Origin of the sequence: Desulfurobacterium sp. TC5-1, from assembly GCF_000421485.1 — a bacterium.
GTDB lineage: Bacteria > Aquificota > Aquificia > Desulfurobacteriales > Desulfurobacteriaceae > Desulfurobacterium_A.
In genome coordinates, this window is record NZ_ATXC01000001.1 from 955,414 (window position 1) to 972,954 (window position 17,541).

Here is a 17,541-nt window from a genome sequence, read left to right on the forward strand (position 1 = left end):
AGGAGGAGAAAATGTCCGTTCTGGTTGAATTTGCCATGTTCCCCACCGACAAAGGAGAGAGCGTAAGCAAGTATGTAAGCAGAATTATAAAGATGATTGATGAGTCCGGGGTAGAATATAAACTCACGCCGATGGGAACTGTGTTTGAAACAGATACAATTGAAGAAGCGTTAGAGATTATCAAAAAAGCGTACAAAGAGTTAGAACCAGACTGTAACAGGATCTATTCCACCGTAAAGTTTGACATAAGAAAAGGGAGAAAAAACAGAATGAAGCAGAAGATAGAATCTGTTGAGAAGAGAATTGGGAGAGAGATTAAAAAGATTTAAAAAGCGGGGAAATTCCCCGCTTAAATCACTTTTCAAGAAGATATTCGTGAATAGCCGCAGCCGCTTTTCTCGCATCTCCCATAGCTTGAATAACTGTAGAGCCACCGTGGATAACATCACCGCCGGCAAAGACGCCTTCAAGGCTTGTTTTGCAGGTTTCAGGATCAACGACAATCTGACCCCATTTACCAACTTCAAGTCCTTCAACGCCTTCCATAACAATCGGGTTTGGCCCCTGACCAATAGCAAGAACAACAGTATCAACATCAAGAACAAAGTTTGACCCATCTATCGGGACAGGTCTCCTTCTTCCCGATTCATCAGGTTCAGAAAGTTCCATTTTGACACACTCCATACCAACAACCCAACCATCTTTTCCAATAAACTTCACAGGGTTGGTTAATGTTTTGAAAATAACACCTTCCTCTTTTGCGTGGTGAACCTCTTCAACCCTTGCAGGCATTTCAGCTTCGGAACGTCTATAAACGATGTAAACCTCTTCAACACCTTTGAGTCTTTTCGCCGTTCTCGCAACGTCCATAGCGGTGTTACCGCCACCTATTACGGCAACCCTTTTACCAACATAAACAGGCGTATCGTAATCGGGGAACCTTGAAGCTCCCATAAGGTTTACTCTTGTAAGGAATTCATTTGCAGCGTAAACGCCGTTAAGGTTAAGTCCCTCTATCTTAAGCAGATAAGGAAGACCTGCACCTGAAGCTATAAATACAGCGTCAAATTCTTTTCTAAGTTCTTCTAAAGTTTTCGTTTTACCTACAACACAGTTGAGCTTTATCTCTACACCAAGATCTTTAAGAATCTCCAGCTCTCTGTAAACAATTTCGTTTGGAAGTCTGAACTCAGGGATACCGTAAATAAGAACACCACCCGGTTCATGGAGAGCTTCAAATATTGTTACAGAATGACCGAGCTTTGCAAGGTCAGCCGCACAGGTAATACCACCTGGCCCTGAACCAATAACAGCAACTTTCTTCCCTGTGGGTTCTGCCTTTTCAGGCTTTTCAATACCAACTCTGGCCTCGTAATCACCGGCAAATGCTTCAAGAGCACCAATGGCAACAGGATCACCAATTTTTCCTACGACACATACACCCTCACACTGGTTTTCCTGAGGACAAACCCTTCCACAAATGGAAGGAAGAATGTTCTCCTCTTTTATCTTTCTGGCCGCTTCAACGAATTTTCCTTCGGCAATAAGCTTTACAAACTGAGGAATAGGTACCCTAACAGGACAACCTTCAACACAGGGTTGTGTAGGACACTGAATACACCTCTTTGCCTCTTCCATGGCAAGTTCTGGCGTATATCCAAGCTTTACCTCATTAAAATCCTTTATTCTCTCTTCTGCCGGTCTTTCAGGAACCGGAACTCTGTTCTTTCTTATTTCTCTCTTAGCCATGGCTTACTCCCTTCCGCAACCGCAGTGTTTTTTCTGAAACTCTTTTAAAGCTTCACCTTCTAATGACTTAAACATACGAAGCCTGTTCATAAGCTCATCAAAATCAACCTGGTGGGCATCAAACTCAGGACCATCAACGCATGCAAACTTCACCTCACCACCAACCGTAACACGGCAGGCACCGCACATACCTGTACCATCAACCATTATAGGGTTAAGAGAAGCTACCGTCGGAATGTCGTACTTCTTTGTTAACTCAGCAACTGCTTTCATCATTGGCACAGGACCGGCGGTTATAACCATATCTATTTTCTCACCTTCATCTATCAATTTCTGAATCCCATCTGTAACAAGGCCTTTCATTCCATAAGAACCGTCATTTGTGGTAACAATCACCCTGTCCGAGAGGGCTTTCATCTTATCTTCCCAGAAGATGAGGTCCTTGCTTCTAAAGCCCATAACTGTCGTAATTCTGTTCCCAGCCTCTTTTACACCCTGAGCTATGTGGTGAATAGGTGCAAGACCAAGACCTCCACCAACGCAAACAACATGTCCCCAATTCTCAATATGAGTAGGTCTCCCAAGAGGACCAACAACGTCAGGAATAACGTGTCCCTCTTCAAAACATGAAAGGTGGAAGGTAGTTTTACCAACTCTCTGAACCATGAGAGTAATCGTTCCCTGCTCAGGGTCTTTTTCTGCAATTGTTAGGGGAATTCTCTCACCCTTTTTTGAAATCCTTACAATGATAAACTGACCGGGCTTTGCCTTTTCAGCTATCTCCGGTGCTTCAATCACAAACTCGTCAACATTCTCGGCGAGTTCCCGTTTTCTGACTATTCTGTACATGTCCTCACCTCATTCCCGTAATTTTGTCATAGAATTTTACAAAATTTTTACATTTTTCACCAAATCAGACTTTACCTGAAGAAAGAGAGAAGCTTTCTAAAATCGTCTGAAGGATACGAATCCACTATCTCACCAAGAAGCGTTATCGCTAACATTGCCTCGGCAACAACCGCAGCCGCCGGAACAGCACATATATCGGAACGCTCTATAGAAGCTTCATAAGGTTCAAGGGTTTTAAGGTCAACACTCCTCAAAGGCTTGTAAAGTGTTGGAATAGGTTTCATAGCACACCTAACAACAACCGGCTCTCCGTTTGTCATTCCACCTTCTAATCCACCTGCTCTGTTTGTTTCCCTGTAGAAACCTCTTTCCTCAGAGTAGAATATCTCATCGTGAACTTTAGAACCTGGCGTTTTAGCTCCTTCAAATCCAGAACCGATCTCAATACCCTTTATTGCCTGAATACTCATCATAGCCTGAGCTATCTTACCGTCAAGCCGCCTGTCCCACTGAACGTAAGAACCAAGACCAACAGGAACGTTCAGAGCAAAAACCTCAAAAACACCACCAAGACTTTCTCCCTTTTCTTTCATACTGTCAACATAGCGCTTAAACTCTTCTTCAATAGCTTCATCTTTTACAGGAAGCCTGAGCTCCGAATTTTCGGAATTATCAAACCGCTCCTTAAAGGAAATATCCTCATAAAGTTTCCTGTCAACCTGCTTTTCACCAATTGAAACAACGTAACTTCCTACAAAAATACCTAAATGCCTCAATAGATTCTTACAGAGGGCACCGGCAGCCACCCTACCTGCTGTCTCTCTTGCACTTGACCGTTCAAGAACGTTCCTTATATCATCAAAACCGTACTTAATAAAACCTGTTAAATCTGCATGCCCCGGACGGGGTCTCAAAACCTTCTTTTCTTCCGGAAGCTCTCCCGGTTCCGGTTTCATTATTTCCGTCCAGTTCTCATAATCCCTGTTCCAAACAGCCATCAAAATAGGAGAACCAAGCGTTTTTCCAAGCCTTACACCAGATAAGAACTCAACTTTATCCTTCTCTATTTTCATTCTACCGCCACGGCCATACCCCCCCTGCCTTCTAAGAAGCTCACCGTTAATAAAATCAAAATCAACAGGAAAGTTGGCCGGAAAACCCTCTAAAAAAGCAAAAATACCTTTCCCGTGAGACTCACCCGCAGTAAAAAACCTTAAAGCCACGCTACCTCCCGCAAAAAACTTTTTCAACAGGGAATTATGCCAGATACAACTTGAATTCTAAACCTCTATATCCTATCATTTTTAATGAAGACTTCCGTTGCGGGCGTAGCTCAGCTGGCAGAGCATCAGCTTCCCAAGCTGAGGGTCGCGGGTTCAAATCCCGTCGCCCGCTCCATAAAAATTTTCAGGTGGAAAATCACATTGAAACAGGAAAAGTTTCTTAAGGACGAATACGCCAAATTAGATATTGTTGCCCTCGCCATTTCTATTCTTATACACGCCTCCATTTTAAGCATATTTCACATTAAAAACAGCATACTCAAAACAACAGAGTTTGAAGTTATAGACTTTAACGCCTTCAGCCTTGACACAGAAGTCGAATCAAACCTCATAGCTTTAAAAAGTAATCCCGGCAAGTCAACCTCTCTTTCTAATGCAGACATAAGAGTTGAAATTCCCTCAGGATTGATTACAAAGAAAAACAGCAGAGGAAGTTCTAAAAACAGCTTAATCTCAAAAGTTTTAAAAAAAGGCGAAATAAAAACCACAAATATTTATAAAACCGGAAACAAAAATGCACCGAGTTCAGAAAGAGAAAACAGCAAATCTTTAGGAAATACCGGCTACACTTTATCCATTTCTGACAGCACAAGCGGAACAGGGAAAAATTCTTTTTCAGATCTCAAAGTGAAAGGCTCCTCTATTGCACCCTATGCGCTTATGATAAAAAAGATAATAATGAGCAACTGGAAAAACCCCTACGCCGGAACTCGAAAGGACTTAAAGGTAGAACTCTCCTTTACAATAGACAAACAGGGAAAAATGACTTCTTTCAACATTGAGAAGCTATCAACCGACAGCCTCTTCAACGATGCTGCAATAAACGCCATTTACAACTCTGCACCATTTCCGCCAATACCCAAAAACATCCCAATAAAGAGCCTCACCTTAAAAGTAAAGTTTGAGGTTAAATAGTGTGAAGGAAACATTCATTACTTTGATTTTAAATGCATATCTCAAAACACTTAGAATAGAAATTCACCTTAAAAAGGGAGCAAGGCTCCCTTCACCTGAAAACCCGGGAATATATATGTTCTGGCATGGAAGGATGTTAATTCTCCCATTCGTATTTAAAGACAAAGGGCAACTTGTAAAAGTTCTTATAAGCCGACACCGCGACGGAGAAAAAATAGCAGGAATAATACACAAACTCGGTTTTGGAACAGTAAGAGGCTCAACAGGAATAAAAAAGGGTGGAGATAAAGCTTTTAGAAATCTCGTAAAAGCACTTCAAAACGGCTACAGCATAGCGATAACACCTGACGGACCCAGGGGACCCAGAGAAAAATTAAAAACAGGGGTGGCAAAACTTTCAATGATAACTAAAATTCCTGTATTTCCGGTAACCTTCTCGACAAATAGGGGAAAGGCTCTTGGTTCATGGGATAGATTTTTAGTACCCTACCCATTTTCAAAGTGCAAAATTGCAATCGGTGAACCGTTAATTCCAGAAACAGATGAAGATTTAAAAACTTTCGCTAATAGGTTAGAATTAAGCTTAAAGAGTCTTACACAACAAACAGACGGAGAGATGGGATGGAAAACCTGATAGCTGTAATGAGCGATTACGGCCTTAAAGATGCCTACGTTGGAACTTTAAAGGCAACGCTTTACATGAACAATCCCGAAGCACGGGTTGTTGACATAACTCACCATATCAGACCCTTTGATTTAGTGGATGCAGCAATCAAACTAAAGTGGTCTTACAGATACTTTCCATCAGGAACAGTTTTTCTAATAGCTGTAGATCCAGATCCTTCAGCAGAATTGATAATCATTTCAACTGAAAAATATTACATAGTAACACCAAACAACGGCATTCCAAGTTTAATGTTAGAGGAAGAACCTGCAGACTCTGTTTATATTATTACTGCCGATCACTACTTCATTGAAGGAAAAGGCAACTTCAGAGGAAGAAACCAGCTTGCTCCCATCGCTGCCCAGCTTGCAAAATTCCAATCGCCATTTTACCTTGGTGACCAGAAAGAACTTTCAATCATCAAAAGGTTTAGAATACCGTCTCCAAAAGAGATAGAACCCGGAAAATTTGAATGCATTATTATAGACGTGGACAGTTTTGGAAACCTAATACTTAATATGGAATACAACGGACAACTTCCTTCGCGAATCGAAATAAACGGCGTCGAAATCACATCCTCCTCTTTAAATTTTAGGGGTAAGAAAAAAGGAGAATTTTTCATATCAGTTAACCCGGAAGGTCACTATCAGCTGATATCCTATATGGCCTCTGCCGCAAGGCTATTAAAAGCCACAAGGGGAACCAAAGTAGTGGTGGAGTTTTAAATGTGGGACGGCATCTATGACGTAATAGTTGTTGGAGCCGGCCATGCAGGATGTGAAGCAGCACTTGCTGCAGCGAGAATGGGATGTAAAACCGCTCTATTCACCATAAATGTTGACAAAATAGCCGAAATGTCCTGCAATCCATCAATTGGCGGCGTGGCAAAAGGAACGGTGGTTAGAGAAATTGATGCCCTGGGTGGCGAAATGGCAAAAAACATTGACGCCACAGGCATCCAGTTTCGAATCCTCAACAGGAAAAAAGGACCTGCTGTCAGAGCTCCAAGAGCACAGGCAGACAAGGAAGCTTACCGTAAAAGAATGAGAATGGTTATAGAAAATACTGAAAACCTTGACATAATACAGCAAATAGTTGACGATATAATCGTTGAAAACCAGGAAGTAAAAGGTGTTTTAACACACATAGGGGCAAGATACGCAGCAAAGGCGGTAGTAGTTACAGCCGGAACGTTCCTGAAGGGAAAAATTATCATCGGATTCGAAGAATTCGAAGGCGGCAGAATGTGGGAGCCGTCTGCCAACAAACTTTCCGATTTCTATGTAAGGCACGGCTTTCGCGTTGCAAGACTTAAAACAGGAACACCGACAAGGTTAGACGGAAGAACCATTGACTTTTCAAAAATGGAAGAGCAGCCTGGCGATGAACCACCTCCGTTTTTTTCCTACTGGACAGAGCCAAGGGAAATCAAGCAGATACCCTGCTATATAACATATACAACACCTGAAACCCACGAAATCATAAGGAAAAACCTTCATCGTTCCCCGATGTATGGTGAAAAAAAATTAATAACAGGAACAGGCGTTAGATACTGTCCCTCAATAGAGGATAAAATTGTAAAGTTCCCCGACAGACAGAGGCACCACGTTTTTGTGGAACCTGAAGGCAGAGATACTATAGAGTTTTATCCGAACGGAACGTCAACAAGTTTACCTTACGATGTTCAGGAAGCGATAATTCACTCAATACCGGGATTGGAAAACGCAAAAATAATAAGGCCGGCTTACGGGATTGAGTACGACTTCATAGATCCAACACACCTATATCCAACACTTGAAACAAAAATAATAAAAGGGCTTTTCAACGCAGGTCAGGTAAACGGAACAACAGGATATGAAGAGGCAGCGGGACAGGGAATCGTTGCAGGTATTAACGCAGCGCTAACTGCAAAGGAAAGTGACGAAAAATTTGTTCTTGGAAGAGACGAAGCTTACATCGGTGTTATGATAGATGACCTTGTAAACAAAGGAGTCAGAGAACCTTACAGACTCTTCACCTCAAGGGCAGAATACAGGCTTATTTTAAGGTACGACAACGCTGATCTCAGACTGGCAAAGTACGGCTACAAGTTTGGTCTAATCACAAAAGAGCAGTACGAAAAAGTAAAGAAAAAGTACGAAACTGTCAAAGTTTTCATAGAAAAATTAAAAGAGCTTAAAGTTAAACCGGAAGAAATAAACCCTATGCTTGAAAAAGAGGGAACAACACCCGTAAAAGAAACGGTCAGTTGCTACAACATTCTAAAAAGACCGGAAGTTAAACTCTCTTCCCTTCTTAAAATAGTCAACCTTCCAAAACCCTCAGAAGTAGATGAAAAAACGATAAAAGAAGCACTTGAAGAAACAGAGATAGAAATAAAGTACGAAGGCTACATAAAGAGACAACTTGAAGATGTCAAAAAATTTAGAAAGCTGGAAAACATAAAAATACCTGAAGGCTTTGATTATGATTCTGTTCCCATATCAACGGAAGAAAAGCAAAAACTCAAGGAGGCAAAACCTCTAACACTCGGGCAGGCATCAAGACTTGAAGGTATAAGGCCTGCATCAATATCTATTCTTTCCGTTTACATAAACAGATGGAAGTCCCGTAGAGAGGGAAAAGGTGCTTGAGAACCTCTGCGCCCTAAATGGCATAACCCTGCCAGATGAAGGTTTTGAAAAGCTTGAGATTTATAAATCCCTTTTAAAGAAGTGGGGAAAAAGGATAAACATCACATCTATACTTTCAGACGAAGAGATTGAGAAAAAGCACTTTTTTGATTCGTTGACAGGAATCAAAGCTTTTGAAAAAGCTGGAATTAACTTAAAAGATAAGCACGTGGCAGATGTTGGTTCAGGTGGCGGATTCCCAGGAATGGTGCTTGCCATCGCGCTTCCCGAAACAACGTTTACTCTTGTGGAACCAAGGCACAAAAGGTGCGTTTTTTTGGAACAGGTGAAAAGGGAACTGAAAATTAACAACGTTTCAATAGAGTGCACAAGGATTGAGGAGTTAACAGATAAAAAGTTTGATATTTTAACAATGCGGGCCGTGGAAGACCCCAAAAGTGCTGTTAAAATCACAAAGCCTTTTTTAGAAAACCGTGCCGTGCTGTGTATCTACCGGGGAAAAGAGCCGTTTACAGGCGAGATTCCCGGATTTATAATTGAAAGGATAGATCTTGACCTTAAAGGAGTAAACTTTAAGAGACACTTTCTCTTCATAAGAAAGGAGGAGCCCGTTGGAACCTGAAATTGTTGGCGAAAAAATTGTCCTCAAGTTAGGAGAAGAAGAGGCATTTGTAAAGTTTAAGATTGAACAAAACATAATAATGGTAACAACAACCTACGTCCCTGAATCCCATAGAGGAAAGGGCATTGCCGGAAAACTCAATGCAAAATTGGTAGAAATGGCTAAGGAAAAGAGAATGAAAATCTACCCGCTCTGCGAATACACAAGAAAATACCTTGAACGCAAACAGCTACACGAGCTGATTTATGAATAAAACGCAAACAACAATCATTTGCACTTGACTATTAAAGAGAAATGTATTAGTTTGATACACAACTGAACGAAGATTCACAGGATAAGGTGAAGAGATGAAAAGGACGATAGCACTGCTGCTTCTTTTAACGGCAAACGGCTACAGCATGACCATAGGAGAGCTTAAAGAGGCTCTCAAGAATAACAACCTCGAAGTTAAACAGTCCATAAAAAGCCTTGAATCAGCGCAGTTCCAGAAAAGAGCAGACCTAAAAAAATTCTTTCCTGTTTTCAACATTCAGGCTTCAGCCTCAAGGTTTTATCCGTACACAACCACAACGGGGAAAGCGTGGGAAAACGACTACAACGCCGGAATAACAGCAACGGCAAACATCTGGAACTTTCAGACAAGGACAAAGGTAAAAATTGACACGGCTCAGATAGAAAGCCAGAAATTAGCAATAGATAAAACATTTGAAGACATATACCTTCAAGGAATAAGCTACCTGTTGCAATTAAAAGGAGCAGAAAAGAAGATAGCGTTAAGAAAAAAAGAGCTTGAAAACGCCAAAAAAATATACAGGGTAGCCAGGTCAAGGTACGACCAGGGACTTGTGCTTATAACGGACGTCTTAAAAGCCCGTGCAAACGTGGAAAAGGCAAAAAGCACACTGATCGCCGCAGAAAGTGAAAAGGAAAAGATAGAAACGGCACTGCAGAGCCTTTTAAATACCGACAGGAACATAACAGCTGACGTAAAACTTTCTGACAACCTGACAGTCCCTTCCGTAAAGGAACTTGTTGAAAATGCAGTAGAAACCAGAAAAGAGATAGCAATTCAGAAACTGAAGATAAAAACCGCTGAACTGTCAGTTCAATCTGTAAAAGACGGCAACAAACCTTCTGTAACTGTTTCAGCATCGTACTTTAGAGAGAGTCACGACCTGTCATTTGAAAATGAAAACTACAACTTTCAGGTAAGCCTTAACTGGAGGATATTTGACTCATTCCAAACAAAATACGCAGCGCTATCTGCCGAAAAAGAGAAAGAGATGGCAGAAATTGAACTTGCAAAACTTAAAAATCAGATTAAAAAAGAGGTTTTAGATAGTTATACCGACTTCAAAACGGCAAAGGCAAACCTTGAAAATGCCAGAAGTTACCTGAGGTTTGCTCAAAAAACCTACGAGAGAACACTAAATGAATATGAACTGGGCGTTTCTGACCTTGTATCTCTGCTTTCGGCCTACAACGAATACACAAATGCTGAAGAAAACTTTACCGATAATCTGGTTAACCTTAATATAGCTTACTACAAACTACTTAAAAGCGCTGGAATGCTTGGAGGATCAAAGTGAAAAAGATAATAGCCCTGATAGGAATAATCATACTGATAGCCGGAGGCGTGTTTATCGCTAAAAGGGGAAAGAGCAAGGAATTAATCCCTGTAAAAACGGCAAAGGTAAAGAGGGGAATGGTAAAAAATGTAGTTGAAGCGTCCGGAATGATGAAACCTCAGGTGGGTGCAAAGGTAAAGGTTGGAGCAAGAATATCCGGTACTGTTTTAAAAGAGAATGTAAAGGTTGGCGACTTTGTTAAAAAAGGTGATCTTATAGCCGTAATAGACAACAGAGAACTAAGAGAAAACTTAAAAATAGCAGAAGCAAACCTGAAAGAAATAGAAAAGAACTATCCTAAGAGAATAAAAACACAGGAGCTTGCCGTTAAAAGTGCAGAAGCAAACCTGAAATCTGCAGAACTTAAACTTAAAACGGAAAGGGCAAACTACAACCTCAAAAAGTGGGAGTTCGAAAGGCAGGAAAACCTTTACAAAACAGGCTACACAACAGAAAACGCCTACAGACAGGCAAAGGCAGCTTACGAAAATGCCAAAAACAGCTTAAAAGCGGCAGAGGAAGCCGTAAAACAGGCGAAGCTTGCACTTGAAAAAGAGAAAGAAGCACTCTCACAGCTTAAAACAGAGTTTAAGGAAAAACTCAAGCAGGCAAAAGCCCAGTATGAACAGGCAAAAATCAGGTTCTCCTACTCATACATCTATGCACCTAAATCCGGTGTTATCTCCTACGTTTCAACACAGGAAGGAGAAACCGTGGTAGCAGGATTGAACGCACCTGAATTTGTAACGATTCTCGTTCCTGATAAGCTTGAAAACTGGATATACGTAGATGAAACAGAGATCGGAAAGATAAAGAAAGGACAGAAAGTTCAATTCACCGTTGATACGTACAGAAACAAAACCTTTGAAGGAAAAGTCGTTGAAATATATCCGGAACCAAAAGTTCTTAACAATGTCGTTTACTACATCGTCGTTGCAAGAGGATTTAAGAAGGCAGCTCTTCTTAAACCTGACATGACAACCCATAACGAAATTATTATAGGTATCAAGAAAAATGTGCTGGTTGTTCCAAACAGTGCCGTTAAATGGAAAAAAGGGAAGTACGTGGTTTACAAGGTTGTTAACGGAAAAGTGAAAGAAGTTCCTGTTGAAGTGGGCTGGTCTGACGACAAGTACATGGAAATTGTCAAAGGTCTCAAAGAGGGCGATACCATAGCACTCAAGGTAAAGGTGAAGTAAATGGAACTTATAAGGCTTGAAAACATAACAAAAACTTTCTATCAGGGAGACATAGAAACAAAGGTCCTAAAAGGAATAAACCTGACCATAAACGAAGGTGACTTTGTTGCCATAATGGGTCCTTCCGGTTCTGGAAAATCAACCCTTATGTACATAATAGGTTTCCTTGACAAACCTACCAGTGGTAAATACTACTTCCGGGGCGAAGACGTATCATCGTTTGATGACGACAGAATATCAAGGTTAAGAGGAAGACACATAGGATTTGTTTTCCAGTCTTTCTATCTTGTTCCATACCTGAGTGTAAGAGACAATGTCCTTTTACCAACAATTTACCTCAAAGGTAGTGAAAAAAAAGAAGTATTTAAAGATACAACACCTGAAAAGAAGGCAGAGGAGATACTGACGCGCCTTGGCCTAAAGGAGAGAATACCCTTTAGACCGGACCAGCTTTCCGGCGGGCAGAAACAGAGAGTTGCAATAGCAAGAGCTCTTATAAACTCTCCATCTCTCATCATAGCCGACGAACCGACAGGTGCACTTGACCAGGCTTCCGGAAAAGCGGTTATGGAAATATTTACGGAACTTAACAGAGAGGGGAAAACAATACTTATCGTTACCCACGACCCTGAAGTTGCCCGTTACGCAAAGAGAATTGTCAGAATAAAAGATGGAGTGATTGAAGAGTGAACGGGCTTTACTTTAAGGACTTATTTTCGTCTCTATACCACAATAAGGTTAGGACAGCCTTTGCCTTGCTTGGCATTGTAATGGGCGTGGCATCTCTTGTTCTGATTGTTGCTGCCATACAGGGAAGCACCTTAAGGGCGAGAAAGATTATTCAGAAACTTGGACCTGATTCAATATTTATAGTATCGGGAAAGATGGGAGCAGGCCCAAGACACAGAACAATGACACTTACAATGGAAGATGTAAGGGAAATTTCAAGGCTTGAAGGCATCTTCGCACTTACATACGGACTGATAAAACCCGTTAGAATTTCTGCCGGAAAGTACGCAAAGACAACAACCAGCTTTGGCGTCGGTCCAAACTGGATAACCTCCTGGGACTACCACATAGATGTAGGTAGAGATTTCACCCCTAACGACTTTAAAAACTTCAGAAAGGTTTGCATCGTCGGATGGGATGTTGCGAATTTCCTTTTTCCCAATCAAAACCCCATAGGAAAAGTGGTTATAGTTGAAAAAACACCTTTTAGAATCGTTGGCGTCTATAAAAGGCGGGGAAAAACACCTCAGGGAAGAAACATGGACGACAGAATTTTTATACCCTATCCCATATACAAAAAGGTTGTCTTTCCACTCAAAGAGGACAACATATCACTTATAAGATTTCGCGTCCAGAACATGGACGAGTACGATCTCATTTTAAAAGAGACAAAACAGCTACTATCAAAAAGGCACGACGTAAAAGAGGAACTTACAATAATTACGCCGTCTCTTGTGAAAAAAGTGCTGTCCATGATAAGTGCAAGTCTATCAATGTTCCTGGGACTTGCATCCATAACGGCTTTAGTCGTTGGTGGTTTTGTTCTCTCAAGTATTTTCTACATAAATATCTACGTGAGGCAGTGGGAAATAGGACTTAGAAGAGCAATGGGAGCAACAAAAAGGGACATTCTCATAAGGATAATGGCAGAAAGTGTCGTAATAGCAATACTTGGAGCTATAATTGGAACGGCCATAGGACTCTTAGGCGTTAAAATCGTCTTGCCGCTGCTTTCCATACCCGTGGTTTATCCTGTTGAAGCCTTTATCCTTGCAGTTGCCTTTTCAATTGCAGTTGGACTGATAGCATCCTACGCACCGGCTAAAAAAGCGGCAGAATTTGAACCGGTAGAATCTTTAAGGTCAAAGGTTTAAGTGATGATAGAGATAGAAACGATACTTCATTATTTTGGAAGTAACAAAAAGAGAACCGTTTTAGCGGTCATAGGCGTTGCCATTGGCGTCTTTTCACTTGTCCTCATGATGGGAATAACAGGCGCCATGAAAAACAAGGTAAATAGGTACCTTGGTGACCTGGGAAGTCAGGTCTTTGTTGTTATTCCCGGAGAAATCAAAAACTTAGGTGGAAGGCTGCTTCAGGTAAAATTCTTTCCAACATTAACGTTAAAAGACGCAAAAGCAATTGGAGAAAGGTGTGTTCTTGTAAAGGAAACATCACCAATAAAAGAGGTCTATCCTCCCGTTCACGCAAATGGAAAGTTCTCAACACCAAAAGTTTTAGGCGTTGATGAAAACTACGCAGAAATAACCTCTTCATACCCTGCAGCGGGAAGATTCATAACAAAAAACGATGTAAAAGAGTTCCGACAGGTAGCTGTCATTGGTGTTGAGGTAGCCAGAGATCTTTTTGGTGAAAAGTACCCCGTTGGAAAAACCCTTTACCTATACAACGCCCCCTACAAGATAATCGGCGTTCTGCCTGAAAAAGGAACAGACATATCGGGTGAAAACTTAGACAACAGAGTTTTAGTCCCGATAAGCTGTGCAGTAAGAAGATTGGAAAACGTTGACTATATAGATGGCATCTATGTCCTACCCGTATCTGAAAAGGTTGTTGACAATGCGATGAAAGAGGTCTCTTCCCTCCTTAAAAAGAGGCACGGAAAAAAAGACTTTTCCATAAGCCGTTACGAAGACCTTGTCAACACTCAAAAAGAAGCGATGGAAATATTTTCTGTTCTTAGCGTAACCGTAGCAACAATAGCTTTCAGCGTCGGTGCACTTGGAATATTAGCAGTGATGACACTATCTGTCTATGAAAGACTTGTAGAAATTGGTGTCAGGAGAGCTTTTGGTGCAACCAAGATGGACATCTTCAAACAGTTTCTCACGGAAGCAACAATTCTCTCTCTAACCGGTTCTGTTTCTGGCGCCGTAATAGCAACGGGGCTTGTAAACATCATCGCAAAAATAGCAAAATGGCAGCCATATATCCCGGTAAAAGGAATACTTATATCCATAGCACTCTCTGTGGCAGTTGGACTTATTGCAGGCGTCTATCCGGCAATGAGAGCCACATCTTTTGAACCGAAGGAGATACTGAAGGATGCATGAAATAAGCGTCGAAATAGATGGAAAGGTGATAACCGTCCCAATAAAAAAGCGTTCCATAAGGGTGGATTCCTTACTTGAAAAACTTTCAATCTATCCTGAAACTGCCGTTGTTATCAGAGGGAAGGAACTTTTATGCGACGATGATAGGATAAACGAAGGGGAAAAGGTTAAAATAGTCGTAGCTACTTCAAAAGGTTAAGGCGGTTTACATGCTATGTAAAATCTGTAAAGCAAAAGGGAAGAGAGAAAAAGCTGTTATTTTTATAAGACACCACAAACTTGCCCTCTGCAAAAATCACTTTTTAGAATGGTTTGAAAAACAAACGCTTAAAACTATAAAACACTTTTCCATGTTTAACAGAGGAGAAAAAATTGGCGTTGCTGTTTCCGGTGGTAAAGACAGTCTATCTTTATGGCAGCTTTTAACAGAGGCTGGTTTTGAAACGGTAGGTATTCACATATCTTTAGGTATAGGTAAAGATAATTACTCAGAAAAATCTCTAAAACTCTGTGAAAAACTTTCAGAAAAGTTAAATCGTCCGCTTATCGTCTTTGACCTAAAAGAAGAATTCGGTTACACAATAGAAGAGATTGCAAAGCTTTCGGGAAGAAAAGACGTCTGTTCTGTCTGTGGAACGTTTAAAAGATACCTGATGAACAAAATAGCCATTGAGGAAAACCTATCAGCAGTAGCAACCGGACACAACCTTGACGACGAATCTGCAGTTTTGCTTTCAAACACCATAAGATGGGAAACGGGATACCTTGGCAGACAATATCCTGTTCTTAGTGAAAGAGAGGGCTTTGCAAGGAAGGTAAAACCTTTCTGCTTTCTAACAGAAAAGGAGATTGTAAGCTACGCCATTTTAAAAGGAATAGATTTCATGGAAACGGGCTGTCCCAACGCAAAAACTGCAACTTCTCCCGTTTACAAACAGGCCCTTGCCTTCCTTGAACACAAAATGGCAGGGACAAAACTCAGGTTTTACAAAGAATTCTTAAAGAAAGCTAAACCACTGTTTGAAAAAGAGGCAAAAGAGGAATACAATCTTACACCGTGCAAAATTTGCGGAATGCCAACAACTGCAAATGTGTGTTCCGTCTGCAGAATTCTTGAGAAGATAAGAGGTGTAAATGCTAAAAGTGGGAAAAATTGAATATATAAACGTTCTACCTGTATACTTCGGATTCATTGACAGCGCCGTACCCTTTGACTACCAGTTCACAGAGGCAGTACCCTCTGCCCTAAACGAGTTTTTAAGAGAAGGAAAAATAGATGTAAGCCCCATATCTTCCTACGAATTCATAACAAACAGTGAAAGGTACCTTCTATTTCCAGACCTTTCAATATCATCTTTTGGAAGAGTAAAAAGTGTTCTCTTCTTCTCAAAACTGCCAATCCATCAGCTCCACAGAAAAGATGTATGGCTTACAAAAAGTTCAATGACCTCAAGGGCACTTATTGAATACCTTTTAAAAAATCGGTATGGTGTCGAACCTAACTACTACTACTACAGCATGAAGGAAGGCAATCTTCCAAAGAGTGCAACAGCCGTTCTGGCAATAGGTGATGACGCCTTCAAACTTCTAAAAGACAAAAACTACCGCTTCATATACGATTTGGGGGAGGAATGGCACAACATCTACGATCTTCCATTTGTCTTTGCCGTCTGGGCAGTAAGAAGGGATACTGCTGAAAATCATCCACTATCTGTTAAAAAAATCTTTGAAAAATTCATAGAATCAAAAAGTTACGGTCTGGCACATCTTGAGAAGATAGCTAAAAGGTATGCTAAAAAAGTTGGACTAACGGAAGATGAATGCATGGAATACTTTAAGTGCCTCAACTACGACCTGACAAACCTTCATAAAAAAGCTATCAATAAGTTTGCAAACCTTTTAGGTTTTGAAATAGACGTCGAAAAGTTCCTGCTTTCTACCTGAATTCCTATATTTTTCTCTAACAAATCACCGCGGAGATCTGCATGCACATAGACTTTTTCAGACTTTATTTAATGATAATATCCTCAATAACCTTTGGATATCTGATAGCTGCCATAAGTGTTGAAACGGGTTTTATTAACTGGCTCGGACTCAAAACGGTAAAACTTTCTAAAATAGGCATTCATCCGCTACTATCGCCCATCCCCATTCTCTACCTTGTAAGTCCCCGGGCAGCACACCTTCACGCCTCTAAACTGCTGAAAGAGGGAAAGATAAAACCGAGAGACCTTTACATTACCGCTGCCGCTTCAAACTTTCCTATGAGAATAACTTTTCTCTACAGATACTACTTTCCTGTTCTGATACCGTTAATAGGATGGATTGCCGTTTACTATGGCCTTTTAAGACTCCTCTTTGACACTGTAGTTCTGTTTATCGTACTTATAACAGGAAGACGCATCTACAAAAACATAAAAAGAACAGGAAACGACAGTGAAACGATAAAAATTCAGCTTAACTACGAAACTTTAAAAAAAGGAATAGCCTCAGGCCTAAAAGAGGGGGGAAAGTTCATTATAAAATTTTCACCTCTATTTGGATTTGTCACATTTCTTATAAATCATGGCATAATGGACAAAATGCTTACATTTATGTCACCTCTCCTTAAATGGGCGGGGCTTGACAACCTGTGCGCAACCTACGTAGCAACAGCAGCCATAAGCCCTCCAGTGGCATATGGTCTTATAAAAGTAATGATTGCAAAACACTATCCGCTTATAAAAATTTTAGGCGCTATGTTTATCGGAAACGCATGCTTTACATTTTTAAGAGCCTGGTGGGCATATGTTCTACCTTATTATCTGGGACTTTATCCCATGAAAGTAACGATAATTCTTATATTTATACAGAGTTTTCTGCCAGCTTTATACAATCTTTCCATGGGCATAATATTCAGCAAGTTTTTATGAGGAA

The 17,541-nt window shown here is 40.8% G+C and carries 19 protein-coding genes and 1 tRNA gene; 17 read left to right on the top strand and 3 right to left on the bottom strand.

What is annotated here, in order from left to right; genetic code table 11:
* Positions 1 to 11: 11 nt before the first annotated feature.
* Positions 12 to 329: an MTH1187 family thiamine-binding protein gene (locus H153_RS0104895; protein WP_022847031.1), complete on the top strand. Its 318-nt coding sequence runs from the start codon at positions 12 to 14 to the stop codon at positions 327 to 329.
* A 25-nt stretch (positions 330 to 354) separates the two neighbouring features.
* On the opposite strand, the gene gltA is transcribed toward H153_RS0104895, so the two are convergent.
* The 3 genes from gltA to aroC all read right to left on the bottom strand — a co-directional run bounded on the left by gltA (position 355) and on the right by aroC (position 3,821).
* A complete protein-coding gene (gene gltA, locus H153_RS0104900) occupies positions 355 to 1,749 on the bottom strand; it encodes an NADPH-dependent glutamate synthase (protein WP_022847032.1) in 1,395 nt (464 codons plus the stop codon).
* A gap of 3 nt (positions 1,750 to 1,752) precedes the next feature.
* The gene (locus H153_RS0104905; protein ID WP_022847033.1) at positions 1,753 to 2,598 is read right to left on the bottom strand and encodes a sulfide/dihydroorotate dehydrogenase-like FAD/NAD-binding protein; all 846 of its coding nucleotides are present in this window, start codon (positions 2,596 to 2,598) and stop codon (positions 1,753 to 1,755) included.
* A 71-nt stretch (positions 2,599 to 2,669) separates the two neighbouring features.
* Positions 2,670 to 3,821, bottom strand: coding sequence for a chorismate synthase (gene aroC / locus H153_RS0104910; RefSeq protein WP_022847034.1), 1,152 nt, complete (start codon positions 3,819 to 3,821; stop codon positions 2,670 to 2,672).
* Between the two features lie 99 nt (positions 3,822 to 3,920).
* On the opposite strand from aroC, the gene H153_RS0104915 reads away from it, so the two are divergent.
* The 16 genes from H153_RS0104915 to H153_RS0104990 all read left to right on the top strand — a co-directional run bounded on the left by H153_RS0104915 (position 3,921) and on the right by H153_RS0104990 (position 17,537).
* A tRNA-Gly gene (locus H153_RS0104915) sits at positions 3,921 to 3,996 on the top strand.
* Between the two features lie 26 nt (positions 3,997 to 4,022).
* Positions 4,023 to 4,796, top strand: a complete 774-nt coding sequence (locus H153_RS0104920) for a TonB family protein (RefSeq protein WP_022847035.1) — start codon at positions 4,023 to 4,025, stop codon at positions 4,794 to 4,796.
* A 1-nt stretch (position 4,797) separates the two neighbouring features.
* The gene (locus H153_RS0104925; RefSeq protein ID WP_022847036.1) at positions 4,798 to 5,430 is read left to right on the top strand and encodes a lysophospholipid acyltransferase family protein; all 633 of its coding nucleotides are present in this window, start codon (positions 4,798 to 4,800) and stop codon (positions 5,428 to 5,430) included.
* Positions 5,418 to 6,185: an SAM-dependent chlorinase/fluorinase gene (locus H153_RS0104930; protein WP_022847037.1), complete on the top strand. Its 768-nt coding sequence runs from the start codon at positions 5,418 to 5,420 to the stop codon at positions 6,183 to 6,185. Before H153_RS0104925 ends, H153_RS0104930 begins: the two co-directional genes overlap by 13 nt.
* Positions 6,186 to 8,093: a tRNA uridine-5-carboxymethylaminomethyl(34) synthesis enzyme MnmG gene (mnmG, locus tag H153_RS0104935; protein WP_022847038.1), complete on the top strand. Its 1,908-nt coding sequence runs from the start codon at positions 6,186 to 6,188 to the stop codon at positions 8,091 to 8,093. It begins immediately after the preceding gene.
* Entirely contained in the window at positions 8,086 to 8,715 is a 630-nt protein-coding gene (rsmG, locus tag H153_RS0104940) for a 16S rRNA (guanine(527)-N(7))-methyltransferase RsmG (protein WP_022847039.1), read from the top strand. The genes mnmG and rsmG overlap by 8 nt, the downstream gene beginning before the upstream one ends.
* Positions 8,705 to 8,968 (top strand): GNAT family N-acetyltransferase, encoded by a 264-nt coding sequence (locus H153_RS0104945; protein WP_022847040.1) that lies wholly within the window; start codon positions 8,705 to 8,707, stop codon positions 8,966 to 8,968. The genes rsmG and H153_RS0104945 overlap by 11 nt, the downstream gene beginning before the upstream one ends.
* Before the next feature lie 94 nt (positions 8,969 to 9,062).
* On the top strand, positions 9,063 to 10,304 hold the full coding sequence (locus H153_RS0104950; protein WP_022847041.1) for a TolC family protein: 1,242 nt from the start codon (positions 9,063 to 9,065) through the stop codon (positions 10,302 to 10,304).
* On the top strand, positions 10,301 to 11,542 hold the full coding sequence (locus H153_RS0104955) for an efflux RND transporter periplasmic adaptor subunit (RefSeq protein ID WP_022847042.1): 1,242 nt from the start codon (positions 10,301 to 10,303) through the stop codon (positions 11,540 to 11,542). Before H153_RS0104950 ends, H153_RS0104955 begins: the two co-directional genes overlap by 4 nt.
* The gene (locus H153_RS0104960) at positions 11,543 to 12,232 is read left to right on the top strand and encodes an ABC transporter ATP-binding protein (RefSeq protein WP_022847043.1); all 690 of its coding nucleotides are present in this window, start codon (positions 11,543 to 11,545) and stop codon (positions 12,230 to 12,232) included. It begins immediately after the preceding gene.
* Positions 12,229 to 13,425 (top strand): ABC transporter permease, encoded by a 1,197-nt coding sequence (locus H153_RS0104965; protein WP_022847044.1) that lies wholly within the window; start codon positions 12,229 to 12,231, stop codon positions 13,423 to 13,425. The genes H153_RS0104960 and H153_RS0104965 overlap by 4 nt, the downstream gene beginning before the upstream one ends.
* Positions 13,426 to 13,428: 3 nt before the next feature.
* The gene (locus H153_RS0104970; RefSeq protein ID WP_231378249.1) at positions 13,429 to 14,625 is read left to right on the top strand and encodes an ABC transporter permease; all 1,197 of its coding nucleotides are present in this window, start codon (positions 13,429 to 13,431) and stop codon (positions 14,623 to 14,625) included.
* Positions 14,618 to 14,824, top strand: a complete 207-nt coding sequence (locus tag H153_RS0104975; RefSeq protein WP_022847046.1) for a hypothetical protein — start codon at positions 14,618 to 14,620, stop codon at positions 14,822 to 14,824. The genes H153_RS0104970 and H153_RS0104975 overlap by 8 nt, the downstream gene beginning before the upstream one ends.
* A 10-nt stretch (positions 14,825 to 14,834) precedes the next feature.
* Positions 14,835 to 15,782, top strand: coding sequence for an ATP-binding protein (locus H153_RS0104980; RefSeq protein WP_022847047.1), 948 nt, complete (start codon positions 14,835 to 14,837; stop codon positions 15,780 to 15,782).
* On the top strand, positions 15,760 to 16,569 hold the full coding sequence (locus tag H153_RS09350; protein ID WP_022847048.1) for a menaquinone biosynthesis protein: 810 nt from the start codon (positions 15,760 to 15,762) through the stop codon (positions 16,567 to 16,569). Before H153_RS0104980 ends, H153_RS09350 begins: the two co-directional genes overlap by 23 nt.
* A 41-nt stretch (positions 16,570 to 16,610) precedes the next feature.
* Positions 16,611 to 17,537: a hypothetical protein gene (locus H153_RS0104990; RefSeq protein ID WP_022847049.1), complete on the top strand. Its 927-nt coding sequence runs from the start codon at positions 16,611 to 16,613 to the stop codon at positions 17,535 to 17,537.
* Positions 17,538 to 17,541: the final 4 nt, after the last annotated feature.

Excerpts from the sequence above, each read along its gene's own strand:
- H153_RS0104930 (WP_022847037.1), top strand. The coding sequence starts at position 5,418 with ATGGAAAACCTGATAGCTGTAATGAGCGATTACGGCCTTAAAGATGCC.
- H153_RS0104950 (WP_022847041.1), top strand. The coding sequence starts at position 9,063 with ATGAAAAGGACGATAGCACTGCTGCTTCTTTTAACGGCAAACGGCTAC.
- H153_RS0104980 (WP_022847047.1), top strand. The coding sequence starts at position 14,835 with ATGCTATGTAAAATCTGTAAAGCAAAAGGGAAGAGAGAAAAAGCTGTT.
- H153_RS09350 (WP_022847048.1), top strand. The coding sequence starts at position 15,760 with ATGCTAAAAGTGGGAAAAATTGAATATATAAACGTTCTACCTGTATAC.
- mnmG (WP_022847038.1), top strand. The coding sequence starts at position 6,186 with ATGTGGGACGGCATCTATGACGTAATAGTTGTTGGAGCCGGCCATGCA.
- H153_RS0104970 (WP_231378249.1), top strand. The coding sequence starts at position 13,429 with ATGATAGAGATAGAAACGATACTTCATTATTTTGGAAGTAACAAAAAG.
- H153_RS0104975 (WP_022847046.1), top strand. The coding sequence starts at position 14,618 with ATGCATGAAATAAGCGTCGAAATAGATGGAAAGGTGATAACCGTCCCA.
- gltA (WP_022847032.1), bottom strand. The coding sequence starts at position 1,749 with ATGGCTAAGAGAGAAATAAGAAAGAACAGAGTTCCGGTTCCTGAAAGA.
- H153_RS0104960 (WP_022847043.1), top strand. The coding sequence starts at position 11,543 with ATGGAACTTATAAGGCTTGAAAACATAACAAAAACTTTCTATCAGGGA.
- H153_RS0104990 (WP_022847049.1), top strand. The coding sequence starts at position 16,611 with ATGCACATAGACTTTTTCAGACTTTATTTAATGATAATATCCTCAATA.
- H153_RS0104895 (WP_022847031.1), top strand. The coding sequence starts at position 12 with ATGTCCGTTCTGGTTGAATTTGCCATGTTCCCCACCGACAAAGGAGAG.
- H153_RS0104905 (WP_022847033.1), bottom strand. The coding sequence starts at position 2,598 with ATGTACAGAATAGTCAGAAAACGGGAACTCGCCGAGAATGTTGACGAG.